The following is a 24,144-nucleotide window of genomic DNA, read 5'->3' as shown; positions in this document are numbered from 1 at the left end:
CTCCGGGTCAAACCGAGGACGATTCCTTGGGCATCTTGCCCCTGCCAATCAGGTAAAATGCGATGTCCGACACCTCTGAGGGCGAGACCGGTTTCCGGATCAGGTAATCCGCGCTCATCGCCTCTGTGTGATCCCCATTGGCAAAGATGCTGGACCCGGTGATCGACAGGATCGGGGTGTCGGGCATGCGCATGCGCAGAAAATTCGAGAAGGAGACCGTGGCCCCGTCGATCACGAACAGGTCCAGAATCACCAGATCATATTGCGCCCGCAGCGCACGCGACATGGCATCCGCCACCGAGCGCACGGCGTCCACGGCTGCGCCGCCCAGTTCAAGCGCGGATTTCAGCGAACTCGCAAGGGTCAAGTCATCTTCGACAATCAGAATATGCATGCACCACCTCTTCTTGAAATTGACAAGAATATTTTCGGCAGGTTTACAAAATCATAATCGGGGGGCCGCGCAGCATGGGATTGCCGGTGGTCGCGCTTGGTGTCAGACGGGGACTGCGGGCATGTCGCAGCGTTCAGCTGCCGTAGCGTGTCGCCCCCCGGCGCCGTTCGTCCACCGGGTCCGACCGCACCACCGCATGGTGCGCCCGCTGATCGCAATTGACGCGCGGACAGATCCGGCAGTTGATTCCGATGGGCGTCACCGTGGTATCGGACAATGTGTGCCCTTCGGCATATCCGATGGCCGAGATATGCTCGGTACTGCAGCCCATCGCAACGGCGAGCCGCACGTCCTGGGCAAAGCGGGTGAAGCTGGGGCGATCCACCGTGCGGGCGAAGACAAAGAACCGGCTGGCGTCCGGCATTTCCACGAATTGCGACACGATGCGCCCCGGCGTGCGGAACGAGGTGTGCACATCCAGCCGCGGACAGGCCCCGCCATATTCCGCCAGTTGGAAATCGGTGGCGTTAAAGCGTTTGGAGACGTTGCCCGCCTTGTCGATGCGCAGAAAGAAAAACGGCACCCCGCGCGCGCCACTGCGTTGCAGCGTCGTGGCACGATGGCATGCCTGTTCGAAGCTCACGCCAAACCGCGTGGCGACATGGTCGAAATCATATTTGCTGCTGAGGATTTCATCCAGATAGGCGCCGTAGGGCATCAAAACTGCTGCTGCGAAGTAATTCGCCAATTCCACCCGGCAGCGGGCGCGCCCCTGTGGATCGGTCAGGCCGGATGTCGACATCAGGCTGTCCAGAACATCCTTGTGCTCGATAAGACCAATCACATGCACCAGCTGAAACACCCTGTTGGGATGGTCCAGCGCTTCGGAGAGGATCACCTCGCGGCGATCCTCGCTGTATTCGCGCAGGGTCCCGGGCATTTCCGCCACTGGCGCCAGCCGGACGCGCAGCCCCAAGCTCTCGCGCAAACGGTCCTTCAGGGCCGCATAGATATCATCCGTCGCAACGCGCCTGCCGCCCCAGAATGTCTCCGCCGCAATCTCAAGCTCGTGGAAGTAGTTGTGATGCTTGCGGAAAAAGTTATGCACCGTCGCTTCGGGCGCCTTGGGTAAGGCCGCCTGCGCCCCCTCGCCCGCACTGGCCATGCTCATCAGCTGGTCGGTTGCCGCGAGATACGCCTGATGCAATTTCAAAAAGCAGGCCGCCAGATCGGGACTATGCGTCAAGGCCCCCCGTAGCTGGGTCAGGTCCGGGCGTCCGGCCTCGAAGAGCGGATCCTGCAGGACCCCGCGCAGATCCGCCAGCTTGGCGGTGTCATCATCCTCAACCAGATCGCGCCAGTCGACACCATAGACCTCCAACAGCCTCAGCAGCACCGGCACCGACACGCTGCGCTCGTTCTTTTCGAGCAGGTTCACATAGGATGTGCTGATGCCAAGTGCCTTGGCCATCTGCGCCTGGGTTTGTGCACTATCGCCGCGCAGGCGACGCAGTTTTGGGCCGATAAACGTCTTCATACAGCATTCGATACAGAAAACTTTACAAATTTACAATATTTCCACTTTGTAAATATTTGCATCCACAGCAGGACGCGGTTCCCTTAGGTCACAACCGGAACTTGCGCCATGGTCCTCTCATCAACAAGGAGAACCTAGATGCGCACCGGACAGACCCATCTCTTCATTCCCGGCCCGACCAATGTGCCGGAAGTTGTACGCCAGGCCATGAATGTGCCCATGCAGGACATGCGCGCCCCGGATTTCGGTGACGTCACCCTCAGCCTGTTCCAAGACCTCAAATCCGTCTTCCGCACCAAACTCGGTACCGTCATGATTTTCCCCGGATCGGGCACCGCAGCCTGGGAAGCGGGCATCACCAATACGCTCAACCCCGGCGACAAGGTGCTGATGGCGCGGCACGGGCAATTCTCCACCCTCTGGGCGGAAATGGCCGAACGGCTGGGGCTGGATGTGCATCTGGTGGACGTCCCATGGGGTGCTGGTGTGCCGGTGCGCGAATTCGAACGCCAGCTGGCCGCAGACACGAATGACGAGATCAAGGCGGTGTTCGTCACCCACAATGAAACCGCCACCGGTGTGACATCCGATGTTGCCGCCGTGCGCCGCGCGCTGGACGAAAACTTCCACGACGCGCTGCTCTTTGTCGACGCTGTCTCCTCCATCGGATCGCTGGATTTCCGCATGGACGACTGGCGCGTTGATCTGGCCATCACCGGCAGCCAGAAAGGGCTGATGCTGCCCGCCGGGCTGGGCATTCTCGCCGTCAGCGAAAAGGCCATGGCGCTGACCGAAACCTCGACCTCGCGCCGCGCCTATTTCGAATTCAGCGATATGGTCAAGCTGAACGCCGATGGCTATTTCCCCTATACCCCACCCACGCAGCTGCTGCACGGGTTGCGCAAATCGCTGGACCGCATCTTTGCCGAAGAGCTCGACAACACCATCGCCCGCCATACCCGCCTCGCCGAAGGGGTGCGCCGGGGGGTGGCCGCCTGGGGTCTTGAACTGGTGGCAGAACACCCGTCGCTGCATTCCAACACCGTCTCAGCCATTCGCACGCCGCAGGATGTGGATGCGCGCGAGGTGATCCGCATCGCCTATGAAGACTACAACACCTCGCTGGGCAGCGGTCTGGCGCGGCTGGCAGGCAAGGTCTTTCGCATCGGCCACATCGGTGACCTGAACGAAGGCATGTGCCTCACCGCGCTTTCCGTGGCAGAGATGGCGCTGCACCGGGCGGGCGCAGACATTGAATTCGGCTCCGGCGTTGCTGCCGCACAGCGCTGGTTCGCCGATGAAACCCCCATGCAACAGCCACTGGCCGTTGCCGCAGAATAACACAGTCTCAAAGGAAAATATCCTCGTGTCACACACCCTCTACCCTCTGAACAAACAACGTCTGCAACGGTCTGAACTGGCTGTGCCCGCGTCGAACCCGACGATGATCGACAAGGCCGCCGAGGGCGCCGCCGACTACGTCTTTCTCGATCTCGAAGACGCGGTTGCGCCCCCCGAAAAGGAACAGGCGCGCCGCAACGCCATTCAGGCCCTCAATGACATCGACTGGGCAGCCCGGGGCAAGACGGTTTCCGTTCGGATCAACGGGCTCGACACCCACTACATGTACCGCGACGTGGTCGACGTGATGGAACAGGCCGGGGACCGGGTGCACACGCTGCTGGTGCCAAAGGTTGGCGTCCCCGCCGACCTCTACATGGTCGATGCGATGGTGAACCAGATCGAACAGGGACGCAGCCTGCACAGCCGTGTCGGACTTGAGGCCTTGATCGAAACCGCGCTTGGCATGGCCAACGTCGAGGCAATTGCGCAGTTCGGTGGCCGCCTTGAGGCGCTGCATTTCGGGGTCGCGGATTATGCGGCTTCCATGCGGGCACGTACGGTTAACATCGGCGGTCTGAACCCGCTCTACCCCGGCGATCAATGGCACGCATCGATCACCCGGATGGTGATTGCCTGCCGCGCCTACGGGCTGCGCGCCATCGACGGGCCTTTTGGCGATTTCTCCGATCCCGAGGGCTACAAGGACGGCGCGCGCCGGGCGGCGGCTCTGGGCTGCGAAGGCAAATGGGCCATCCATCCCAGCCAGGTTGCCCTGGCCAACGAGGTCTTCAGCCCGCCGGAAACCGAGGTTTCCAAGGCCGAGCGCATCATCGAGGAGTTGAAGAAAGCCGAGGACGAAGGGCGCGGCGCGGCCTCGCTTGACGGCAAGATGATCGATGCCGCCTCAGAAAAAATGGCGCGCAACGTGATCGATGTGGCGCGCGCCATCGCTGAAAAAGTCTGAACGCACACATAGGGGGAACACCATGGACATCCACGAACATCAGGCCAAGGAAATTCTTGCTGGGTTCGGGGTGCCCGTGCCCCGCGGCGGGGTTGCGTATTCCCCCGAACAGGCAGGCTACCGCGCGCGCGAATTGGGAGGGGAGGCCTGGGTCGTCAAGGCACAGATCCACTCCGGCGGGCGCGGTGAAGCCGGTGGCGTAAAGCTCTGCAAGACCGAAGAAGAGGTGCGCGACTATGCCGCCACGCTCTTTGGCAAGCAGTTGGTCACCAAGCAGACGGGTGCTGCAGGCAAAGGCGTCTACCGCCTCTGGGTAGAAGAAGCCTCGGACATCCAGCAGGAACTCTATCTGGGTTTTGTGCTGGATCGCAAATCCGAACGGATCATGATCGTCGCCTCTTCGCATGGCGGCATGGAAATCGAAGACCTCGCGGAAAAGGACCCGGACTCCTTGCGCCGTATGATCATCGACCCGGCGGTCGGGCTGGCGGGTTATCAGGCGCGTGAGCTGGCCTTTGCGCTGGGGCTGTCGGGCGGGCAGATCGCGCAGATGGTCAATGTGTTGAACGCGTGCTACCGCGCGTACCGGGACCTCGACGCCTTCATGGTCGAGATCAACCCGCTGGTGATCCGCGCTTCGGGTGATCTGGTGGCGCTGGATGCCAAGATGAGCTTCGACACCAACGCGCTGTACCGGCGGCCGGATGTGGCGGCCCTGCGCGACCCCAGCCAGGAAGACCCGCGCGAGGCGATGGCAGCCGATCACGGGCTGGCCTATGTGGGTCTGGACGGCGACATCGGCTGCATTATCAACGGCGCCGGTCTGGCGATGGCCACGATGGATATGATCAAGCTGGCGGGCGGTGAGCCGGCCAATTTCCTCGACATCGGCGGCGGGGCCAGCCCGGAACGCGTCTGCACCGCCTTTCGCACCGTGTTGTCGGACCCCAATGTCGGCGTGATCCTCGTCAACATCTTTGCGGGCATCAACCGCTGCGACTGGATCGCGAATGGCGTCATTCAGGCCTACCGCGACATCGGGCTGGACCTGCCGGTCATCGTGCGGCTCGCCGGGACCAATGTGCAGGAGGGCAAGGCGTTGCTTGAGACATCCGGCCTGCCGATCATCGCGACCGATACGCTCGCCGAAGCGGCAGAGGCCGCCGTCTCCCTGCGCAGACAAAACGCCGCTGCCTAACCCAAAACGGATCGGAGGACCCCATGGCCATTCTCATCGATGAAACCACACCTGTCCTGGTGCAGGGCATTTCCGGCCGCATCGGCCAGTTCCACGCGGCGGAAATGATTGAGCACAACACCAATGTGGTCGCGGGTGTCACGCCGGGCAAAGGCGGCAGCCGCATTCTGGATCGCCCGGTGTTCAACACGGTGCGCGAGGCCGTTGAGGCCACTGGCGCGCAGGCCAGCGTCATGTTTGTGCCACCGCCCTTTGCCGCCGACGCGATGATGGAAGCCGCCGATGCGGGCATTCAGACAGCGGTCTGCGTGGCCGACGGTATCCCGGCGCAGGACATGATGCGGGTGAAACGGTTTCTGCGCCGCTACCCACGGCATCGGAAAATGCGTCTGATCGGGCCGAATTGCGCTGGTGTCATCTCACCCGGGCGCGGGTTCATGGGGATCATGCCGCCGCATATCTACACGCCGGGCCGTGTCGGGATTGTCGGGCGTTCCGGCACCCTTGGCTATGAGGCGGCAAGCCAGATGAAGGCTCTGGGCATCGGGGTATCGACCTCCGTGGGGATCGGAGGCGATCCAATCAACGGGGCCTCCTTTCGGGATATCCTGGAGCTTTTCGAGGCGGATCCGGACACCGATGCAGTGATGATGATCGGCGAGATCGGCGGCCCGCAGGAGGCTGAGGCCGCCGCTTTTGTGCGCGACCACATGAGCAAGCCCGTGGTCGCCTATGTGGCGGGTCTTTCGGCCCCAAAGGGTCGGCAAATGGGGCATGCCGGCGCGATCATCTCCGCCTTTGGCGAAAGCGCGCAGGAAAAGGTGGAGATGCTCAATGCGGTCGGCATTACCGTCGCCCCGAACCCTTCGGCCATGGGGGCCACGGTGGCCGAAGTGCTGCAGGGTCGCCACGCCGCGTGATCCCCGGGCGCCCCTCTGGAAGCCCTCGCAAAAGACGTTCACACCCGCTCAGGACAGGCCAAGGTGCCTATGCGCGGCACCCCATTCCGCGTCGTCCTGGCTGAACGCAGGGGCTGCGAGACGCACATAATCACGCTGCGCCTCGATCTCCTTCGGCACCAGCGCAGGCGTCAGCAGCATACGGGCAAAACCCGCCATCGCACTCAGGCGACGGGGAAAACTGCGCCGCAGATCAGGCCGCTCCGCAACCCTCCTCTTGACGATGGACACGAAGGGCTCGGGCACCCGCCCACCGATCCGCAACACGTGATCCGTTGGCGCGCTGATCGCAAAGGTGCCCCGCCTGTACTCCTCCGTGTAAAGCGCCAGCTGCGAGGCGGCAGCCAGTGAAAAATTCGCAGGCGGCATCGCTCTCAGCGCCTTCATCATCATTTTCTCCGATATATTCCGGTACTTTACCCGGCGCTCCAAGGCCTGCCCCATGGCCTCGGCAATCTCGCCAGGCGACAGGAGTGCAGGCCCCGTGGGGCGGTATGTCTTACCCGCGTGGGCCTCGGGGGCGCCAAGGGCGGCCGCGGCAACGCTGGCAATATCCTCATTGGACGGCGGCGCGTTTCCGGGCACATCCCCTGCCCCCAACGGCATGGCAAAGAGCCCCAGATGGGCGGCCATATCCAGCACCATCAGGTAGTTGTCGGCAAACCAGCCCGGAATGATGGAGGTCACGGTCATCTCGCCCGGCATGCGGATCAGGATGTCCCCAAGATAGGTTTCCCGCGTGAAGAGTGACGGGTGATCAGCCGTGGACAGCCATTGACCAAGGGTGACCACATGCTCAAGCCGCGCCTCGAAGGCGGCAGCCGTGAAGACGGCATTGTAGTGCAACCCGTTGGGCGCGGTTGGCGCGCACTGATAGGCACGCTGGACGTCTTTCATTGCCGCGCGCATGTCGGTCAGCGCATATTGATCGCCGACAAAGATCTCTGCACCGGCCTCCTTGAGCTGCTGAGCACGGTGATCCTGCCGCCGCACGAAGGCGCGCACCGCAAACCCCTTTTCGAGCAGTTGAAGGGTGACCGGCAGGCCGGTTTTTCCGGCCGCACTGGTGACAAGAATTCTGGCATGCGTTGACATTTCAATCTCTCCCTTTCACAGATTACTGGATGAACTAAAGCGATTACTTTATTTTTTAAAGTAACTTTTCCGTGAGGTGCTATGGCCAAAACGCGTTCCTACAAATTGCTCTGTCCGATCGCGCGGGCGCTGGATGCGATCGGCGACCGCTGGACCCTGCTAATCCTGCGCGATCTGCTCGCGGGGCCTGCCCGGTTCACCGATCTGCAAACCGGGCTCTCTGGTATTGCGGCCAACCTGCTGACCGACCGGCTGGCGAAACTGACGTCGGACGGGCTGGTTACCAAATCGGACGGCCAGCACGGTGCCGCCCTCTATGCGCTCACCGACAGCGGCAAACGCACCCGAAACATCCTTTTTGAACTGGCGCTATTTGGCGGCGGCATGCCCCACCCCAAGGCGCAGGTGAAACCCGGCAATCTGCGAACCGTTGCCACCACGCTCGGGGCAGCCGCCGCGCGCGTTACCCTGTTGACCGACGATTTCGTCGCCGAGTTGCGGGTGGATGGCGAGCAGATCACGATGCGGGTTGAGGATGGCGCCCCGACCGTTCTCTATGCAGCCGCAGAGGAGCCTGACGTGGTTTTCGAGACGACGTACGAGGCCTTGCTGCAGGCCTCGGAAGGCGAAATATCCTTGCAGGACTTTGTCGCCGATCACAGCAGAATGCAGACATACACCCATGACAAGGATCAGAGTTTCATGATGGTGATGCAGCAGATTATGAATGAGTTCGGAGCCTGAGCCTCGCGGCGCTCCTATCAGAGTCGCATTGCTAAGTTTCCGACTGTATTCGAGCGCACAACATGTCAGCAGTTCCGCTATTCACACCCAGTGGCACACGAAAGCACGTTCTAATCGCTGAAATCAGCGCCTCCTGCTGACCGCTCTTTCCCCCGGTCGGGACATGTGCGGTCAGGATGGCGGGTGGCTGCCACCGGTCGCCGATGGACGGGTGTTTGACAGGCAGTAGCTTCAGCGCCGCCGGGAAAGAGAGTGCGCCGTCAGACGGGCGAAAACTGCGTCAAGATGGTTGCCCCGCGTGTCTTAGGAGTTCGGTTTTCGCCATTCTTATCAGTTGCCTAGGGTTTGCTGCCTTTTCACTGTTCCCGATTGATCTTCCAAAAGCACCAGACTTGGTCATTTCCCGCTTTCATGCGACGATACGGTGTCGCCTGAAGACAGCCAAAACCAAGGGACTGCCGCATGGATTTCCCCCGCGCCTCACTTGTCAGCGCCGTGACCCCGATTGAACATCTGCCACGGTTGTCGGACGAGCTTGGCATTTCGCTGCATATCAAACGCGATGATCTGGCCGGAACCACCATGGGCGGCAACAAATCGCGCCAGTTGGAATACTATCTTGGCGCGGCGCAACAGGCCCGCGCGCAGACCGTACTGATCACCGGTGCGGTACAGTCCAACTTCGTGCGGACCGCAGCGGCATCCGCGGCGAAACTGGGCATGAAGACCATCGTCCAGTTGGAAGACCGCGTGCCCCTGACCGATGCGCTCTACGGGGCGAATGGGAATGTGTTGCTGTCGCGCCTGTTGGGGGCGGAAGTCATGCGCTACCCGGTGGGGGAAGATGAGGCCGGCGCAGATGCCGCGCTGCGTGCACGCGCGGCGGAGGAGGAAGAGGCCGGACGCACCCCCTACGTCATCCCGCTGGCGCTGGGAAACGCACCACTGGGCGCTCTGGGATATATGCGCGCGGCCGAGGAAATCCTGTCGCAGGATGACGGGTTCGATGTGGTGGTCGTGGCCTCTGGCAGTGGCCTGACACATGCCGGGTTGTTGCACGGGCTGCGGCGGGCGGGTCACCGCGCGCGGGTCATCGGCAGTTGCGTGCGCCGGGATGCCAAACAACAGCACGAGCGGATGCGTCAGGTGCGCGACGCGCTGGCAAAGATGACCGGCACCGCCACGGTTCAGAACGAGGATATCATCATCTGGGATGGTGCCCTTGCACCCGGCTATGGGCAGCTCGGACCGGCAGCCGCGCAGGCCATGGCGATGATGGCGCAGACCGAAGGCATCATTCTCGACCCGGTCTACACGGCCAAGGTCTTTGCCGCCGTCCCCGCGCTTGTGGCACGCGGAGACATCAAAGCCGGGGAGCGCGTCTTGTTCGTGCACACCGGCGGGCTGGCCTCGCTCTTTGCCTATCAATCGGCCTTGGAAAACGCCTTCCCGCACCCGGAGACCTAGTTCGAAATGCTGACCGCGCGCTGCGCATAGGCAAGATCGGTCAGCTGCCGGGTCAGGAACCGCGCCAGATCCGCGCGCGGGATCTTGAGGGTGAGATCGCGCTCCTGCCCCCCAAACCCTTCCTTGAAGGTGCCCGTGGCCGGTCCGTCGGTGAAGGCACTGGGACGCACGATTGTCCAGTCCAACCCGCTCGCCCGGACCAGGTTTTCCTGCAATTCATGGTCCTTGAAGACCGGGCGCAGCAGCGCGCCGAACATGATCCGCCTCCAGAAGAAATTCAGGTTGTCCCAGCTCTCATGCGCGCCGAGGGTAGACTGGCAGATGAGGCGCCGCACCCCGTGGGTCTGCATCCCCCGGATGACGTTCAGCGTGCCCTGCGACCGAATGGTTCCTTTGCGCGATTTACCCGCGCCCAGGGTGACCACAACGGCGTCATGACCCCGGATCGCCCCGGCAACGGCGCGCGCATCCATCGCATCCCCGGCCACACGTGTCAGGGCCGAACTCTGGATGTCCAGACGCTCGGGGTGACGCGCAAAGGCCGTGACCTCATGCCCCTCCGACACCATCTTTGCCACGGCAAGCCTTCCGACGCTGCCAGTGGCTCCGAAAACGATAACCTTCATGATGTATTCTCCAAGTTTCGCATTTACGCTGTGTAAACTTTACAAAGTGTCAATATGCGATTCTTTACACTGCGTCAATATCCGATCCCGGCGCGGCGGTTCCGCCCCTTGCGCAGAAACGTCAACGGACTTTAGATACTGCAGGCATAGGGCAGCGGCAGTCCCAAGCCTGCCAAGTAAACTCTGATATCGAAGGCGCGCCCCCATGACCCGAACCCCCCGCAGGAACGAGGCGTTGATGGCCGAACTGCTGGCCTGCGAAACCGCCGTGTGGGAGGCGCTGATGTCAGGAGACATGGCCCAGGATGCTGCAGCTTTGGACGCCGGTTTCCTGGGCGTATACCCCGATGGTTTTGCAGGCAAAGACGACCATACCGGGCAGTTGGCGTCAGGGCCGACAGTCCGGAACTACAGAATGGATCAGGCAAGGGTGGTTGAAATGGGGCCGGACTACGCCTTGCTGAGCTATCGCGCGACGTACAGCCGCCCGTCCGGCACAAAGGAGCAGGTCATGTACGTCAGTTCCATCTGGAAGCGGACCGGAACGGGCTGGATCAACGTCTTCAGTCAGGACACGCCCGCAGCGGTCCCGGATGGATCTTGATGCCGTGAGGCCAGAGCGGACGTCGCCCGCCCCGCTAGGTCACATTCCCAGCGCTTCCTTATACATCTCCAGCACCGCCTCTTCTTCGGCGATGTCATCCGCATCCCGCTTGCGCAATGCGATGACCTTGCGCATCACCTTGGTGTCATAGCCGCGCGCCTTGGCCTCGGCCATGACCTCTTTTTGCTGCTCGGCCAGATCCTTCTTCTCCGCATCCAGCCGCTCGATCCGCTCCACGAACTGGCGCAATTCATTGGCGGTCACGCGGTAGGTCGCATCGCCCTGCACATCCTGTTCCGGCAGATCGGTGGCGCTGTCACTCATGAGAATATCCTTATGGCTTGCGGGAAATCAGTCGGCCCTTGCCTAGCCTCCCGGCGCTAGCGCTGCAAGCCGCTTTGCGCTTGTGACAAAACGACGCCTGCTTGGTCGCGAACCCGCAGGCCCGCGTGACTTGCACTTGCGCCGGGAATTGGGTAGCCCCGCGGCATGGAAACGCAAGAAACATCCATCTTCGATTTGCTGATCTGGGGCGGCGCATCGCTGTCCTTCATCGGGCTTATCGGCCTGATATGGTGCATTATTTACGTGGCCCGCGCCCGTCGCGCCCGCCTGCCTGACGCGGAGATGCGGGCAAAGCTGAAAACCGCCCTGCCCATGAACCTCGGCGCGCTCTTTTTGTCTGTCATTGGGCTGATGCTGGTCATTCTGGGCATCTTCCTCGCGTGATCCCGCCGCTTGCAAGCGCGGTAGTGACCACCATATAATTGGTGTGTCTAACGGAGACTTGCCCATGTCACCCATTGTCAAAGCCTTCTTCGATACCGCCACCAACACTGTCAGCTATGTCGTGCGGGACCCGCAGGGTGCCTCTTGCGCGATTGTCGATTCGGTGCTGGATTTCGATCACGCCTCGGGGCGCACGGACACCGCGTCGGCGGATGCGGTGATTGCCCATGTGCAGGCCGAAAACCTGACGGTGCAATGGATTCTCGAAACCCACGTGCACGCTGATCATCTCTCTGCCGCGCCCTACCTGCAGGAGAAGCTGGGCGGTCAGATCGGGATCGGCAATCAGATCACGACGGTGCAGGATACCTTCGGCAAGGTTTTCAACGAGGGCACGGAGTTTCAGCGCGACGGCAGCCAGTTTGACCGCCTTTTCGGCGACGGCGACAGTTTTCACATCGGCCAGCTTCGCGCCGATGTGATGCACACGCCCGGCCACACGCCCGCCTGCATGACATATGTGATCGGCGACGCGGCTTTCGTGGGCGATACGCTCTTCATGCCCGATTTTGGGACCGCCCGCTGCGACTTTCCCGGCGGCTCGGCCCGCGATCTTTTCCAGTCGATCCAGCGCATTCTCAGCCTGCCGGATGACACGCGGATTTTTGTCGGGCACGATTACAAGGCGCCTGGCCGCGAAGAATTTGCCTGGGAAACCACCGTGGGTGCCCAGAAGGCGCGCAATATTCACGTCGGCGCGGACCGGGACGAAAGCAGTTTCGTGGAAATGCGCCAGGCCCGCGACGCAACGCTTGGCATGCCAAAGCTGATTTTGCCGTCGTTGCAGGTCAACATGCGCGCAGGCCATATGCCAGAGCCGGATGAGCAGGGCGACGTGATGCTGAAATTACCGGTCAACAAGATCTGATCGCACGGCGGATCGGCAATGCCATTGCCAGAAGCGGCCAGCCATTGCCCGGGAAACGTGCAGGCGGCGTGACGCGTTCTGAAATCGCGACCGGACCTCCGGCTTTCCGCTCTACCCGTCTGGACAGTGCCCGACACCTTGCATAGTTCTATGCCCATGGATATGCGCCAAATCACACCTCATTTCTACGCCGCGCCGCAGATTGGGCCCGAGGACATGGCCGAGATCGTTGCGGCAGGCATCAAGCTGGTGCTGTGCAACCGACCGGATGGAGAAGTCCCGCCCAGCCACCAATGCGCGGCGATCCAGGCGGCGGCCGAGGCGGCAGGCCTGGAGTTTGCCGTGCAGCCCCTGACCCATCAAACCATGACGGCAGAGGTTATCGCCGCCAACCGGGCGTTAATGGACCGCTGCGAGGGTCCGGTGCTGGCCTATTGCGCCTCCGGGACGCGCTCTACCATCGCATGGGCGCTGGCAGCGGCGCGGGACATGCCCGCAGATGACATTATCAAGGCAGCGCGGGCTGGCGGATACGATCTGACACATCTCGGCCCGACACTTGTCGCCGTGGCGCAAATGGCGCGCTGATCCTTCGGTCAGGCAGACTTCAGATCGGACAGCCCCTCGATCGACGGCGCATCCTCTGCACCGTCAAGATCATTTAAGTCCGGCAGATCAGGGAGATCCGGTAAATCGGGCAACTCAGGCAGGTCGGGAAGCTCCGCGGCGGCCTCGGCTTCGGGCGCCTCGGACGGCTGCTCTTCTTCCGCGTCAAAGGGCGGCAAGTCCGGAAGATCGGGGAGATCCGGCAAGTCTGGAAGATCATCCGAGAGGGCCGGAGACATCTCCTGCGTCAGGTCCGGCAGCGCCGCGGGCAGGTCTTCATCTGCCCCATAGTCCGTCATCTTCACCTGTGGCAGGTCCAGATCGTCACGATCCGTCATGCGACGTTTCGGATTGCCCGGGGTCGCAGCCAGATTCTCCAGTTGAACGGCGCGTTGCCCGTCGACCTGCCCCATAGCGCCACGGCTGATCACCCGCCCATCGATGGTTTTGATTTCAACGGCCTCAAAAGCATCCGGGCGCAGCACAAGCTCATCCCCGACGCTGAGCTTTTCCAACCGTGCCAGAGGCAGACGAACGCGGCCCAGAATGGCCGTCAGATCCGCCTTGATCTCCATCATCGTCTTTTCCAGCGTCACCGGACCGACAGCTTCCTCCGCGCTCTCTTCGTTAGGCACCATAAGGTCGAGACGTTTCTCCACGATGGGCAGCAAAAGGGTCAGGACCGACTGAAATGCCCCGCCTGCGATATCCACAGTAAGCTTGAAAATCGTATATTCGGTCGCGTCCAGCGCCAGCCCGAAAAGCCGTGCGTTTTCAACCCGTGCCCCGAATTTATAGGGCGGGAACATGTCGCGATCCGCTTCGGTCTCCAAAAGCCCGTTGGCCCGGCTGAATAGCGATTCCAGCAAAGGCGCGCACAAGGACGCATCCGTCGCGGTCAGGCGGCGCTGCGCTGGCGCAGTCGTGGCAACTTTCCCGGTTGTCTGCTGCTGGATCATCGCGCCCACCAGTTCAGGCCCCAGCATCGCACCGCCAGAAGCACCCCAAGGGCCATCAAGCAGCATCAGCAGCGAGTCGTCATCCAGCTTGTCGGCAATCGTGTCACCTTCGCAGCGTTCCTGCGTGATGCCGATCACCACAAGCGCCATATCAAAGATTTCATCCGCGATTTTTGCCACACTCACGCGCAGCGCCTTGGGCACGGTCATTGCCCGTGCCTGATGCTCCTGCTTTCCTGCCTGCGCCTTGCGCTGCAAAACTGACATCTGCGGCCCTTGTCAAAACAACCGGCGCCTCGCCCATCGCGCGCGGTCCTGTAGGGCCGGGATAAGGGCCAATGGTTACTATTGCCTTTATGTCCTCAGAAACATGCGCTTTTTCCGTCCGAAAAACCTACTGCGCGGCCAGTGCCTGAGATTGCGGCAGTGTGACCCGGAAAGCGGTGCCGCCAGTGCCATCCAGATAGCTGACATCGCCCCCCAGTCGCGCCATGATTTCCCGGCAGATCGCAAGGCCCAGGCCCGCGCCATTGCCATCCTGTGCCCCAATCCGGCTGAATTTCTCGAACATCACATCACGCGACGCGGCCGGAATACCCGACCCGTTGTCGATGAAATCAACGACCACGGTTTCCCCCGTCTGCGACACAACGATCCGAAGTTCCGGCGCCTCCGCAGGGCAATATTTCTGGGCGTTGGTGACCAGATTGATAAACACCTGGCTCAACCGGTCCAGATCCGTGTGCAGCGTGACCATTTCATCAAGGCGCCTGCGCTTGAAGGCGATGGGCCGCGCCTCGCTGGCCTGCGCGGTGGCAATGGCGTGGTCCAGCAGGTCCACGAGGCTGCCCGATTGCTGGTTCAGCGTCACCTGCCCGTTCTCCAGCACGGACAGATCCAGCAGATCATCCAGCAATCGGGTCAGGCGGATCGCCTCCACGTGGATGATGTTGGCGTATTTGGTCTTTTCCAGCGGACCAAGCCCGTCGGTATCGCGCAGGATCTCCGAGAAAGCGCGGATCGAGGTCATCGGCGTGCGCAGTTCATGGCTGATCTGACTGAGGAAGGCATCCTTCTGATCACTGAGCTGCATCAGCTTGGCATTGGCGTCGCGCAACTGGGCGGCGGTCTGGCTCAACTCACGCGACTTGGCCTCAAGCTGGCTGGAGTACTCCAGCATCTGCGCGGATTCGTCGGCCACCGCGAGCAGGTCCTGCACCGAAACGGCGGTGCCGCCCACGATCTGGCTGATCATCGCATGCGCCGTGGCACCGCCAACCGAGCCCGCCAGTTCCAACTCCAGCCGTTGCAGAAAATCCGCTGTGGGTTTGGGCAGATAGCCCCCGTTGCCCTGCCTGTCTGCCTCGGTCTGAAACAGGCGCTGCGCCTCCTCCGCCCCAAGGATACGCTGCGCCATGATCATCAGGTCTTCGCTTTCGGCCACGGGGGCCTGCCAACCGCGGGTCTGCCCGGAATGATCGAAGACATTGACGAATTGCGCGCCCTGCAGCCGCTCCAACGGGTCCGGAAAGGTCAACAGAGAGACCAGCGCGAAACTGACCGCGTTCAGCAGCAGGCTCCAGAAAATCGCATGCACCGTCGGATCAAGCCCCGGTATCCCGAAAAGCGCCTGCGGGCGGAGCCCGTTGATGCCAAAAAGTCCATGGTCGAACACCGCAGCACTTAGGATCGCATCCGGCCCGAAGCTCGGCAGCAACATGGTGAAAACCCAGACGGAAAAGCCTACACCCAGGCCCACCAGCGCCCCGGCCCGTGTCGCGCCACGCCAGAAGATACCGCCCAGCATGGCGGGCAGGAATTGCGCCACCCCGGCAAAGGAGATCAAGCCAATGGCGGCCAGGGCGCCGGAGCCGCCCGACAGGCGGTAGTAGATATAGCCGAACCCGATGATGGCGAGGATGGAGAGGCGCCGCGACAGGATGACCACATTGCGCACGTCTCCGGATTGGGTGGCCCCCCCCTGATGCAGATAGAGAAACACCGGCATCACCACGTGGTTCGACACCATCGTGCTGAGCGCCAGCGTGGCCACGATCACCATGGAGGTCGCGGAGGAAAACCCGCCCAGGAAGCTCAGTGTGGCAAGGCCCTCGCGCCCCTGGCTGAGCGGCAGGCTGAGCACGAAGAAATCCGGGTTCGATCCTGTCGGCAGCAGATCGAGACCGATCACCGCAATCGGCACCACGAAGAGGCTCATCAGCATGAGGTAGAGGGGAAAGGCCCAGCTTGCGATCTGCAGATGTCGCTCGTCGTCATTCTCCACCACCATGACCTGAAACATGCGTGGCAGGCAGAGGAAGGCGGCGGCAGAGACAAAGGTCAGCCCGGCCCAGCGGCTGCCATCCATCTCCCACGTGCCGAGGTCCGAGGCATCGATCCGCGCCAGCGTTTCCGACACGCCGCCCGCGATCCCCCAGACGACGAAGACGCCAACCGCCAGCAGGGCTATCAGCTTGACCACCGCCTCCACCGCGACAGCGATCACCACCCCGTGCTGGCGTTCGTTCACGTTGAGATTGCGGGTGCCGAAGAGCACGGTGAAAAGCGCAAGGCCCACGGCGATCCAGAACCCGGCGGCGCGGGCCTCGTCCGCATCCGTGAGGCTGCCCTGCTCGGCGGCGGCAAAGAGAGACAGGGAGGCCGTAACCGATTGAAGTTGCAAAGCGATGTAGGGCGTCACGCCGATCACCGCCATCACCGTGACCACGATGGCGAGGCCGTTGGATTTGCCATAGCGCGAGGAGATGAGATCGGCGATGGAGGTGACCTTGTGGCTGCGCCCGATCCGCACCAGCCGCCGCGCGATCCACCACCAGCCGATCATCACAAGGCTAGGGCCTAGGTAGATGGTCACATATTCCAACCCGGACCGGGCGGCATAGCCCACCGCGCCATAGAACGTCCAGGCCGTGCAGTAGATCGACAGCGACAGCGTGTAGACGAGCGGGGAGCGCAGCAGCCACCGGGCCCGCCCCCGGACACCTGCCCGTTCAGCGGCAAAGGCCACGCAGAACAGGAAAAACACATAGGCCAGGCAGACCGCGACCAGTGCATTGAGCGAGGCCATCATGGCGCCTCAGCGTCCTCCGGCGTCTTCGGCAGCCACCGCATGCGATAGGCCAGATAGACCGACGCCAGGATCAGCAGCGACCAGATGCCAAAGACATAGAGCAGCGCGCGCGACATCGGCACGGCCTCCTCCGCCGTCCCTGCAGTGGGCCACAAAAGCGGGATCATCCAGAGGCCGACGCCGAGAAACACCACCAGACGTGCTGCATCCATGACCCGGCGCTGGCGGTAACTGCCGCGCTCCAGAAACAGCGGTGAGCCGCGCGGCGCCATCGCTCAGGTCCGCTGCCCGTGCACGTAGAGCAGATCGCGCACCGCTGTCAGCACCTCGGTATTGGAAAAGGGCTTGGTCATGAAACGGCTCACACCGGCTTTCTCCGCCATTTCACGGTCCCGGCTCTGCCCGCGCGCGGTCAGCATCAGCACCGGCAGATCCGCCGTGGCGGCATCGCCGCGCAACTCCTCAAGGATGTCGAAACCGCTTTTGCCCGGGAGCATCACGTCCAGCACCACAAGGTCGGGCTTGCTGCTGCGGATCACGTCCGTGGCATCGGCTCCGTCAGAATGTGTGTCCACCTGCCAACCCTCCCGGCTCAGCAAAAATCGAATGGCTTCGATGATGTTCAGCTCATCTTCGACCAAAAGCACATGCTTTCCCATCGCGACCTCCTCCCAAAAGGCGCTGCCCCGTCAGACATGTTGCCTGCCTCCCTCGGGGCGAAGTTAAACTATCGTCTGTTTTATGCTGCCTGTCAAAGCTTTGAAGGGCGGCATCTACGCGTCCCTGACGTCAAAAACCGGTACGACAACTGCGTTTACAATCCATTGCTGAGGATCGAGGGCTCGCGCCGCCCGGCACAGCCGTCACGCGGGCAAACGCTGCAAGAGGCACCCACTTCTGCGGGCTGGGCGGCATCGGCGGCGCTGTTGGGCAGCACCAGCATGCTCGCCTGCACCAGAGGCGTCTGATTGTAGCTGGGCGCGCCAACCACCTCGGCCACCGCAAAACAGTCAAAGGCCGCGCGCCCGCGTCCCAATTGCACCAGCGGCGTGCGGACCACCTGCCCGGGCTGTCCCAGCACGGAAAAGAGCGGCCAGAGCGCGCAGGCCGGACCGAACCGTGGAATGACAAAGCCGGTGGTCGGCTTGCGAAAGAGCAGACTGCCGGCGCGGTCACAAACCACCAAGCCAGCCTCCACGGCGGGCAGGCTCGCCATGCGCCGCAGGACCATCGCCACGGGCACGGTAAGGTGACGTGCCAAGGCCACCGGATCGGGGCCGGTCTCGTTCAGCGCGCTTTGCAGCCTGGGTAACGGAACCTGCCGCGCATCCTCAACCACCCGCTCAAGAATCCCGCGGGCCATGTGACGTGCGGCGTTGGATCTGAGGCTGGACGCGGCGGCGATCATGCCCTCCGGCGTATCCTTGCCCTGCTCCAGCGCGGCGAAAGTATAATCGTGCTCGCTCAGAAAGGCTTCCAACTCGTCCTGCGGACTCGCACCGGCATCCTCCACCCCCTGCCCGGCATCGAGATACTGCACCAGCGCCTTGGAACTGTCGGCGAGCCGCCTGCTTTCCTGATTGATGTTGGCATGAAACCGGTCACGCCATTCATCCGTCAACTCCGCATCATCCGCCAGAATGGCCGCCGTCGACCGGATCGCCGCTGCCGTCGACAAAAGCTCATGCACCGAGGCCGCCAGATGCGGGTCGTGTGTCAGCCTGTCTGACAGGGTTTCCACCGTGCGCTCCAGACTGGCAATGCGCCGGTGACCGGTTGCCAGGACCTCTGCCCACCCCGGAAAACGACCGGCGAATTCATCGGCACGAGCCGCCTCTGCCTCGGTCAGATTGGCCGCTGTTGCCGCCTCGCGCAGCGTGGCAATCAGCGCCGCCTCGGCCCCTTCGGTGAGCATCGATGGCTCTACATCCAGAACGCGCGCGATGTTGAGCAGCAGCTTACCGCCGATTCTGCGTCGGTTGTGTTCAATCAGATTGAGATAGGAGGCCGAAATGCCTAAAGATCGCGCCAGATCGGCCTGCCGCAGGCCCGCAACTGACCGTCGCTCCCTGATCCGACTGCCGGTCAATCCCTCGCGTGCCATTTCAACCTCTTTCGCAAAACTATGCCTTTTCAACGGCTTTCTGCGCCGCAACATCACTTAATTTACAATTCACCCTGCCAATTTGTCGATTTATTTACAAAATAAATGAGCATTTCAAGGCACTTGTTGCGCAATTTTCATTTACTACGCGATAACTAAGTTTGCACCTTTGTGCATCGCGCGCCCGATTTTGGAGGAAACATCGGGTGTTCGTTTTACCAACTGGGAGGATTTTCATGTCCAATTCGAAACTTACGCGTCGCGGTCTGATCAAGACCGGTGCCGTGGCCGGTGCCGCCGGTCTGACACTGCCGACGTATCTGCGTGCCGATGCGCATGCAGGCTATCTGAACGCCCCGCAGGGCGACACTGTGACCCTGGGCTTCAACGTGCCCCAGTCCGGTCCCTATGCGGATGAGGGCGCGGACGAGCTGCGCGCCTATGAGCTGGCGGTCGAGCACCTGAACGGGGGCGGCGACGGCGGCATGATGAATACATTCACGTCCAAGGCCCTGCAGGGCAACGGCATCCTCGGCAAGAAGGTCGAATATGTCACGGGCGACACGCAGACGAAATCGGATGCCGCACGCGCCTCTGCCAAGTCGATGATCGAAAAAGACGGCGCGGTGATGATCACCGGTGGCTCCTCCTCCGGGGTGGCCGTGGCCGTGCAGGCGCTCTGCCAGGAGGCGGGCGTGATCTTCATGGCGGGCCTCACGCACTCCAATGACACCACCGGGAAAGACAAGCGGGCCAACGGCTTCCGCCACTTCTTCAACTCCTACATGTCAGGCGCCGCGCTGGCACCGGTGCTGAAGAACGCATATGGCTCGGACCGCAAGGCTTACCACCTGACCGCCGATTACAACTGGGGCTACACCACCGAAGAAGCGGTGAAATCCTCCACCGAAGCGATGGGCTGGGAAACCGTGAACGCGGTGAAGACACCGCTGACACAGACCGACTTCTCGTCCTACATCGCGCCGGTCCTGCAATCGGGCGCGGATGTGCTGGTGCTGAACCACTATGGCGGCAACATGGTCAACTCGCTGACCAACGCGGTGCAGTTCGGCTTGCGCGACAAGCAGGTCAACGGCAAGAACTTCGAAATCATCGTACCGCTCTACTCGCGCCTGATGGCCAAGGGTGCGGGCGCCAACGTGAAGGGCATCTTCGGCTCCACCAACTGGCACTGGTCGCTGACCGACGAAGGGTCCAAGGCCTTCGTGCAGTCGTTCGGCACCAAATACGGCTTCCCGCCCAGCCAGGCCGCGCACACCTGCTATGTCCAGGCGCTGCTTTATGCGGATGCGTGCGAGCGTGCGGGCACGTTCAACCCCTGCGGCGTGGTCGAGGCCCTCGAAGGCTTCGAGTTCGACGGCATGGGCAACGGCAAGACGCTCTATCGCGCCGACGACCACCAGTGCTTCAAGGACGTGCTGGTCGTGAAAGGGAAAGAGAACCCGACATCCGAGTTCGACCTTCTCGAAATCGTCGAGGTGACACCTGTTGAGCAGGTGACATATGCGCCGGATCACCCGCAGTTCGCGGGCGGTAGCTTAGGCACCTGCAACCCGGGCGCCTGACCTCTTACAGGGCGGAGCCGGTCTCCGCCCTGTCCTCCCCGGGACCTCCGGGGCCACGACCGTTTCATGAAGGTGGGACCATGGACGCAATCATCCTGCAAATTCTCAATGGCCTCGACAAAGGCTCCGCCTATGCGCTGATTGCGCTGGGTCTGACACTGATTTTCGGCACGCTCGGCGTGGTGAATTTTGCGCATGGCGCGCTCTTCATGATCGGGGCCTTCTGCGCGGTCACCCTGAGCCGGATTCTGACGCTCAGCCACACGGTGATCGACGAGACGCAAAAGGACTTTCTGGGCAATCCGCTGAAGGTGGATGTGCCCTATATCTACGACATCTTCGGCCAGGCCACGGGCGATGTGATCATCGACTGGGCGGTGCCATTGTCGATCCTCTTTGCGATCCCGGTCATGGTCGGCATCGGCTTTGCGATGGAACGCGGGCTGATCAAGCACTTTTACAAGCGTCCCCACGCCGATCAGATCCTTGTGACCTTCGGCCTTGCGATCGTGCTGCAGGAGATCATCAAGTATTTCTACGGCGCCAACCCGATCCCCACGCCCGCGCCTGACGCCTTCCGCGGCTCGTTCGATTTCGGCGCGATGCTGGGCTTCGACCCGAATACGATCATCTACCCCTACTGGCGGCTTGTCTATTTTGCCTTTGCGGCCGTGATCATCGGCGCGGTCTTTGCCTTCCTGCAATTCACCACCTTTGGCATGGTCGTGCGCGCCGGCATGGCCGACCGCGAGACCGTGGGCCTTTTGGGCATCAACATCGACAAGCGTTTCACCATCATGTTCGGCATCGCCGCCGCCGTGGCAGGCCTTGCAGGGGTGATGTACACGCCGATCAACTCGCCCAACTACCACATGGGTATGGATTTCCTCGTGCTCAGCTTCGTCGTGGTGGTTGTCGGCGGTATGGGGTCCCTTTCAGGTGCTGTGCTCGCAGGCTTCCTTCTGGGCATTCTTGAGAGCTTCGCCTCCATGGCCATCGTGCTTGAGACCCTGCCCGGCATCAACCAGATCATCATCTACCTGGTCGCCATCATCATCTTGCTCACCCGTCCACGCGGCCTGATGGGCCGCAAAGGCGTGATGGAGGAATAATCATGGGCCTGACAAAAAAAGACTTCACCCTCCTGATCATCGTCGCCATCCTCTGCGTCTTTGCCCCCTTCATCCTGAACCCCTTCCCCGAGGGCTCCGCCATGGCGCAGTTCAACGCGGGCTACCCGGATCTGATGCAGCGGCTGGTGATCTTTGGCATTTTCGCCATCGGCTTCAACATTCTCTTTGGTCTCACGGGCTACCTCAGCTTTGGCCACGCGGCCTTCCTCGGGGTCGGTTCCTACGCCGCAATCTGGATGATGAAACTGCTGACCATGAATGTGATCCCGGCCATCGTGATCTCGGTGCTGGTGGCGGGCCTCTTTTCGCTGCTGGTGGGATGGATTTCGCTGCGCCGCTCGGGCATCTACTTCTCGATCCTGACGCTGGCCTTTGCCCAGATGTCCTATGCACTGGCCTACTCCGTGCTGACGCCCATCACCGGCGGGGAAACCGGCCTGCAGCCGAAATACACCGACCCGCGCATCCTCGATGGCGCATTGGAGCCGGGACAGACGCCGCGCGCCAACCTCTTTGGCCTCGATATGAAGCAAAGCTTTGAGCTCACCATGGGCGATTGGGTCTTTACCTTCAACGCAGGCTACTACGTGGCCGCCGTGATCATGCTCGTCGCCTTCTATCTCTCGATCCGCATCTTCCGCTCGCCTTTTGGCATGATGCTGCGGGCGGTGAAGTCGAACCAGCAGCGGCTGAACTACACGGGTCTGAACTCCAAACCCTATACGCTGGCGGCCTTCGTGATTTCCGGTATGTATGCCGGGCTTGCGGGTGGTCTGCTGGTGGCAATGGACACGCAGGTGGGCGCAGAGCGGATGTTCTGGACGGCGTCCGGTGAGGTCGTGCTGATGACCATCCTCGGCGGCGCCGGAACGCTGATCGGGCCGGTGCTGGGCGCGGGTTTCATCAAGTATTTTGAGAACATCGTCTCCAAGATCAACAAGTCGATCCTGGAACAATGGTTCGCCTTTATGCCCGATGGGATCGAAGATCTGCTGATCACGCTGGTCTACCCCTTCATCGGCAAAGGCTGGCACCTGACCCTGGGCATCCTGTTCATGCTGGTGGTGATCTTCCTGCCCGGTGGCCTCGTCGAAGGCGGCCAGCGTGTGGGACGGCTCTTCAAGCGCAAAAAGCCAGCGGATGACAAGCCCGACGGCAAGACAACACCGGCCGAATAAGGAGAGAAGACATGGGAATTCTCGAGGTTAAGAACGTCGGCAAACGCTTTGGAGGCCTGCAGGCACTGGGGGATGTGAACCTGAGCATCGCGGAAAACTCGGTGCATGCGATCATCGGCCCCAATGGCGCGGGGAAATCCACGCTACTGAACTGTCTTGTGGGCAAGCTGATCCCCGACACCGGATCGGTCATGTTCGATGGCCAGTCAGTGCTCGGGCGCAAACCTTATGAAATCAACCAGATGGGCATCTCCCGGGTGTTCCAGACGCCGGAAATCTTTGCCGACTTATCCGTCATGGAAAACATGATGATCCCCTGCTTTGCCAAGCGCGACGGAGCGTTTCAGATGAACGCGCTGTCCAGCATCCCCTCGCAGCGCGACATGATTGAGCGCGCGGAACATATGCTCGAAGACATGAACATGGCTGACAAACGGGAGATGCACGCAGGGTCTCTGTCGCGCGGCGACAAACGGCGGCTGGAGATCGGCATGTGCCTCAGTCAGGAGCCACGTCTGCTGCTCCTGGATGAGCCAACGGCGGGCATGGCGCGGGCGGATACGAACAACACCATCGACCTCTTGAGACAGATCAGCGAGGAGCGCGACATTACCATCGCGATCATCGAGCACGACATGCATGTGGTGTTCTCCCTGGCGGAGCGGATCACCGTCCTGGCCCAGGGCACGCCGCTGGTCGAGGACACGCCGGACAACATCAAGGGCAATCCGAAGGTCCGCGAAGCCTATCTGGGCGAAACCCAAGACGCGGCGTGACCCTTGTGCAAGGGTGGCCTGAAGCCCACCCTACCTGCCGTACGACAGGGGCCACGACATCCGAAACCGACAGGTAGGGTGGACTTCAGTCCACCGCTTACCCGGCCAACCGAAGGACGATA

At 61.8% G+C, this 24,144-nt stretch carries 24 protein-coding genes; 14 read left to right on the top strand and 10 right to left on the bottom strand.

Annotation, left to right across the window (positions count from 1 at the left end; translation table 11 throughout):
• Nucleotides 1-7: 7 nt before the first annotated feature.
• Together ISX84_RS04180 and ISX84_RS04175 are read right to left on the bottom strand one after the other, a co-directional pair.
• Complete coding sequence (locus ISX84_RS04180; protein ID WP_195819050.1) at nucleotides 8-394, bottom strand: response regulator transcription factor; 387 nt, start codon at nucleotides 392-394, stop codon at nucleotides 8-10.
• 133 nt (nucleotides 395-527) lie between these two features.
• Nucleotides 528-1,931 (bottom strand): helix-turn-helix domain-containing protein, encoded by a 1,404-nt coding sequence (locus tag ISX84_RS04175; RefSeq protein ID WP_195819049.1) that lies wholly within the window; start codon nucleotides 1,929-1,931, stop codon nucleotides 528-530.
• Nucleotides 1,932-2,069: 138 nt separating this feature from the next.
• Between ISX84_RS04175 and ISX84_RS04170 the strand changes: the two genes are divergently transcribed.
• Genes ISX84_RS04170 through sucD form a run of 4 tightly spaced genes read left to right on the top strand, consistent with a single transcriptional unit; the run spans nucleotide 2,070 to nucleotide 6,357 of the window.
• Entirely contained in the window at nucleotides 2,070-3,272 is a 1,203-nt protein-coding gene (locus ISX84_RS04170; protein WP_195819048.1) for a pyridoxal-phosphate-dependent aminotransferase family protein, read from the top strand.
• A 25-nt stretch (nucleotides 3,273-3,297) separates the two neighbouring features.
• Complete coding sequence (locus tag ISX84_RS04165) at nucleotides 3,298-4,239, top strand: HpcH/HpaI aldolase/citrate lyase family protein (protein WP_318167201.1); 942 nt, start codon at nucleotides 3,298-3,300, stop codon at nucleotides 4,237-4,239.
• Nucleotides 4,240-4,261: 22 nt separating this feature from the next.
• Nucleotides 4,262-5,437 (top strand): malate--CoA ligase subunit beta, encoded by a 1,176-nt coding sequence (locus tag ISX84_RS04160; protein ID WP_195819046.1) that lies wholly within the window; start codon nucleotides 4,262-4,264, stop codon nucleotides 5,435-5,437.
• A gap of 23 nt (nucleotides 5,438-5,460) precedes the next feature.
• Entirely contained in the window at nucleotides 5,461-6,357 is an 897-nt protein-coding gene (gene sucD, locus ISX84_RS04155) for a succinate--CoA ligase subunit alpha (RefSeq protein ID WP_195819045.1), read from the top strand.
• Nucleotides 6,358-6,405: 48 nt separating this feature from the next.
• Here sucD and ISX84_RS04150 read toward each other — a convergent pair whose 3' ends face one another.
• A complete protein-coding gene (locus tag ISX84_RS04150) occupies nucleotides 6,406-7,491 on the bottom strand; it encodes an NmrA family NAD(P)-binding protein (protein WP_195819044.1) in 1,086 nt (361 codons plus the stop codon).
• Between the two features lie 81 nt (nucleotides 7,492-7,572).
• Here ISX84_RS04150 and ISX84_RS04145 point away from each other — a divergent pair, with 81 nt between their 5' ends.
• Nucleotides 7,573-8,235, top strand: a complete 663-nt coding sequence (locus ISX84_RS04145) for a winged helix-turn-helix transcriptional regulator (protein WP_195819043.1) — start codon at nucleotides 7,573-7,575, stop codon at nucleotides 8,233-8,235.
• A 462-nt stretch (nucleotides 8,236-8,697) separates the two neighbouring features.
• A complete protein-coding gene (locus ISX84_RS04140; RefSeq protein WP_195819042.1) occupies nucleotides 8,698-9,702 on the top strand; it encodes a D-cysteine desulfhydrase family protein in 1,005 nt (334 codons plus the stop codon).
• Here ISX84_RS04140 and ISX84_RS04135 read toward each other — a convergent pair.
• Entirely contained in the window at nucleotides 9,699-10,328 is a 630-nt protein-coding gene (locus ISX84_RS04135) for an NAD(P)-dependent oxidoreductase (RefSeq protein ID WP_195819041.1), read from the bottom strand. The genes ISX84_RS04140 and ISX84_RS04135 overlap by 4 nt on opposite strands.
• 205 nt (nucleotides 10,329-10,533) lie before the next feature.
• Here ISX84_RS04135 and ISX84_RS04130 point away from each other — a divergent pair, with 205 nt between their 5' ends.
• A complete protein-coding gene (locus tag ISX84_RS04130; RefSeq protein ID WP_195819040.1) occupies nucleotides 10,534-10,932 on the top strand; it encodes a nuclear transport factor 2 family protein in 399 nt (132 codons plus the stop codon).
• A 39-nt stretch (nucleotides 10,933-10,971) separates the two neighbouring features.
• Here the strand turns inward: ISX84_RS04130 and ISX84_RS04125 are convergent, their stop codons facing one another.
• Nucleotides 10,972-11,256, bottom strand: a complete 285-nt coding sequence (locus ISX84_RS04125) for a DUF2312 domain-containing protein (protein ID WP_195819039.1) — start codon at nucleotides 11,254-11,256, stop codon at nucleotides 10,972-10,974.
• A gap of 165 nt (nucleotides 11,257-11,421) precedes the next feature.
• On the opposite strand from ISX84_RS04125, the gene ISX84_RS04120 reads away from it, so the two are divergent.
• The 3 genes from ISX84_RS04120 (at nucleotide 11,422) to ISX84_RS04110 (ending at nucleotide 13,177) form a co-directional block, all read left to right on the top strand.
• Nucleotides 11,422-11,661 (top strand): hypothetical protein, encoded by a 240-nt coding sequence (locus ISX84_RS04120; RefSeq protein WP_195819038.1) that lies wholly within the window; start codon nucleotides 11,422-11,424, stop codon nucleotides 11,659-11,661.
• A 64-nt stretch (nucleotides 11,662-11,725) separates the two neighbouring features.
• The gene (locus tag ISX84_RS04115) at nucleotides 11,726-12,589 is read left to right on the top strand and encodes an MBL fold metallo-hydrolase (protein WP_195819037.1); all 864 of its coding nucleotides are present in this window, start codon (nucleotides 11,726-11,728) and stop codon (nucleotides 12,587-12,589) included.
• 156 nt (nucleotides 12,590-12,745) lie between these two features.
• Nucleotides 12,746-13,177 carry a TIGR01244 family sulfur transferase gene (locus ISX84_RS04110; protein ID WP_195819036.1) on the top strand — a complete coding sequence of 144 codons (432 nt, stop codon included), beginning with the start codon at nucleotides 12,746-12,748 and terminating at the stop codon, nucleotides 13,175-13,177.
• A gap of 8 nt (nucleotides 13,178-13,185) precedes the next feature.
• On the opposite strand, the gene ISX84_RS04105 is transcribed toward ISX84_RS04110, so the two are convergent.
• From ISX84_RS04105 to ISX84_RS04085, 5 genes are all read right to left on the bottom strand, one after another.
• Nucleotides 13,186-14,421 (bottom strand): FliM/FliN family flagellar motor switch protein, encoded by a 1,236-nt coding sequence (locus ISX84_RS04105; protein ID WP_195819035.1) that lies wholly within the window; start codon nucleotides 14,419-14,421, stop codon nucleotides 13,186-13,188.
• A gap of 127 nt (nucleotides 14,422-14,548) precedes the next feature.
• Entirely contained in the window at nucleotides 14,549-17,242 is a 2,694-nt protein-coding gene (locus ISX84_RS04100) for an ATP-binding protein (RefSeq protein ID WP_195819034.1), read from the bottom strand.
• Nucleotides 17,242-17,517, bottom strand: coding sequence for a hypothetical protein (locus ISX84_RS04095; RefSeq protein ID WP_195819033.1), 276 nt, complete (start codon nucleotides 17,515-17,517; stop codon nucleotides 17,242-17,244). Before ISX84_RS04095 ends, ISX84_RS04100 begins: the two co-directional genes overlap by 1 nt.
• A gap of 3 nt (nucleotides 17,518-17,520) precedes the next feature.
• Nucleotides 17,521-17,904, bottom strand: coding sequence for a response regulator transcription factor (locus ISX84_RS04090; RefSeq protein ID WP_195819032.1), 384 nt, complete (start codon nucleotides 17,902-17,904; stop codon nucleotides 17,521-17,523).
• Between the two features lie 155 nt (nucleotides 17,905-18,059).
• A complete protein-coding gene (locus ISX84_RS04085; protein WP_195819031.1) occupies nucleotides 18,060-19,349 on the bottom strand; it encodes a helix-turn-helix transcriptional regulator in 1,290 nt (429 codons plus the stop codon).
• 236 nt (nucleotides 19,350-19,585) lie between these two features.
• On the opposite strand from ISX84_RS04085, the gene ISX84_RS04080 reads away from it, so the two are divergent.
• The 4 genes from ISX84_RS04080 to ISX84_RS04065 all read left to right on the top strand — a co-directional run bounded on the left by ISX84_RS04080 (nucleotide 19,586) and on the right by ISX84_RS04065 (nucleotide 24,022).
• Nucleotides 19,586-20,935 carry a substrate-binding protein gene (locus ISX84_RS04080; protein ID WP_195819030.1) on the top strand — a complete coding sequence of 450 codons (1,350 nt, stop codon included), beginning with the start codon at nucleotides 19,586-19,588 and terminating at the stop codon, nucleotides 20,933-20,935.
• Between the two features lie 80 nt (nucleotides 20,936-21,015).
• On the top strand, nucleotides 21,016-22,047 hold the full coding sequence (locus ISX84_RS04075; protein WP_195819029.1) for a branched-chain amino acid ABC transporter permease: 1,032 nt from the start codon (nucleotides 21,016-21,018) through the stop codon (nucleotides 22,045-22,047).
• The gene (locus ISX84_RS04070) at nucleotides 22,047-23,246 is read left to right on the top strand and encodes a branched-chain amino acid ABC transporter permease (protein ID WP_195819364.1); all 1,200 of its coding nucleotides are present in this window, start codon (nucleotides 22,047-22,049) and stop codon (nucleotides 23,244-23,246) included. The genes ISX84_RS04075 and ISX84_RS04070 overlap by 1 nt, the downstream gene beginning before the upstream one ends.
• A gap of 11 nt (nucleotides 23,247-23,257) precedes the next feature.
• Nucleotides 23,258-24,022 carry an ABC transporter ATP-binding protein gene (locus tag ISX84_RS04065; protein ID WP_195819028.1) on the top strand — a complete coding sequence of 255 codons (765 nt, stop codon included), beginning with the start codon at nucleotides 23,258-23,260 and terminating at the stop codon, nucleotides 24,020-24,022.
• Nucleotides 24,023-24,144 lie beyond the last annotated feature (122 nt).

The sequence above is a fragment of the Roseobacter sp. MH60115 genome, assembly GCF_015644665.1.
Classification (GTDB): Bacteria; Pseudomonadota; Alphaproteobacteria; order Rhodobacterales; family Rhodobacteraceae; genus Roseobacter.
This window is presented reverse-complemented; position numbering and strand designations above follow the sequence as displayed.

Excerpts from the sequence above, each read along its gene's own strand:
- ISX84_RS04180 (WP_195819050.1), bottom strand. The coding sequence starts at position 394 with ATGCATATTCTGATTGTCGAAGATGACTTGACCCTTGCGAGTTCGCTG.
- ISX84_RS04175 (WP_195819049.1), bottom strand. The coding sequence starts at position 1,931 with ATGAAGACGTTTATCGGCCCAAAACTGCGTCGCCTGCGCGGCGATAGT.
- ISX84_RS04170 (WP_195819048.1), top strand. The coding sequence starts at position 2,070 with ATGCGCACCGGACAGACCCATCTCTTCATTCCCGGCCCGACCAATGTG.
- ISX84_RS04160 (WP_195819046.1), top strand. The coding sequence starts at position 4,262 with ATGGACATCCACGAACATCAGGCCAAGGAAATTCTTGCTGGGTTCGGG.
- sucD (WP_195819045.1), top strand. The coding sequence starts at position 5,461 with ATGGCCATTCTCATCGATGAAACCACACCTGTCCTGGTGCAGGGCATT.
- ISX84_RS04150 (WP_195819044.1), bottom strand. The coding sequence starts at position 7,491 with ATGTCAACGCATGCCAGAATTCTTGTCACCAGTGCGGCCGGAAAAACC.
- ISX84_RS04145 (WP_195819043.1), top strand. The coding sequence starts at position 7,573 with ATGGCCAAAACGCGTTCCTACAAATTGCTCTGTCCGATCGCGCGGGCG.
- ISX84_RS04140 (WP_195819042.1), top strand. The coding sequence starts at position 8,698 with ATGGATTTCCCCCGCGCCTCACTTGTCAGCGCCGTGACCCCGATTGAA.
- ISX84_RS04135 (WP_195819041.1), bottom strand. The coding sequence starts at position 10,328 with ATGAAGGTTATCGTTTTCGGAGCCACTGGCAGCGTCGGAAGGCTTGCC.
- ISX84_RS04130 (WP_195819040.1), top strand. The coding sequence starts at position 10,534 with ATGACCCGAACCCCCCGCAGGAACGAGGCGTTGATGGCCGAACTGCTG.
- ISX84_RS04125 (WP_195819039.1), bottom strand. The coding sequence starts at position 11,256 with ATGAGTGACAGCGCCACCGATCTGCCGGAACAGGATGTGCAGGGCGAT.
- ISX84_RS04120 (WP_195819038.1), top strand. The coding sequence starts at position 11,422 with ATGGAAACGCAAGAAACATCCATCTTCGATTTGCTGATCTGGGGCGGC.
- ISX84_RS04115 (WP_195819037.1), top strand. The coding sequence starts at position 11,726 with ATGTCACCCATTGTCAAAGCCTTCTTCGATACCGCCACCAACACTGTC.
- ISX84_RS04110 (WP_195819036.1), top strand. The coding sequence starts at position 12,746 with ATGGATATGCGCCAAATCACACCTCATTTCTACGCCGCGCCGCAGATT.
- ISX84_RS04105 (WP_195819035.1), bottom strand. The coding sequence starts at position 14,421 with ATGTCAGTTTTGCAGCGCAAGGCGCAGGCAGGAAAGCAGGAGCATCAG.
- ISX84_RS04100 (WP_195819034.1), bottom strand. The coding sequence starts at position 17,242 with ATGGCCTCGCTCAATGCACTGGTCGCGGTCTGCCTGGCCTATGTGTTT.
- ISX84_RS04095 (WP_195819033.1), bottom strand. The coding sequence starts at position 17,517 with ATGGCGCCGCGCGGCTCACCGCTGTTTCTGGAGCGCGGCAGTTACCGC.
- ISX84_RS04090 (WP_195819032.1), bottom strand. The coding sequence starts at position 17,904 with ATGGGAAAGCATGTGCTTTTGGTCGAAGATGAGCTGAACATCATCGAA.
- ISX84_RS04085 (WP_195819031.1), bottom strand. The coding sequence starts at position 19,349 with ATGGCACGCGAGGGATTGACCGGCAGTCGGATCAGGGAGCGACGGTCA.
- ISX84_RS04080 (WP_195819030.1), top strand. The coding sequence starts at position 19,586 with ATGTCCAATTCGAAACTTACGCGTCGCGGTCTGATCAAGACCGGTGCC.
- ISX84_RS04075 (WP_195819029.1), top strand. The coding sequence starts at position 21,016 with ATGGACGCAATCATCCTGCAAATTCTCAATGGCCTCGACAAAGGCTCC.
- ISX84_RS04065 (WP_195819028.1), top strand. The coding sequence starts at position 23,258 with ATGGGAATTCTCGAGGTTAAGAACGTCGGCAAACGCTTTGGAGGCCTG.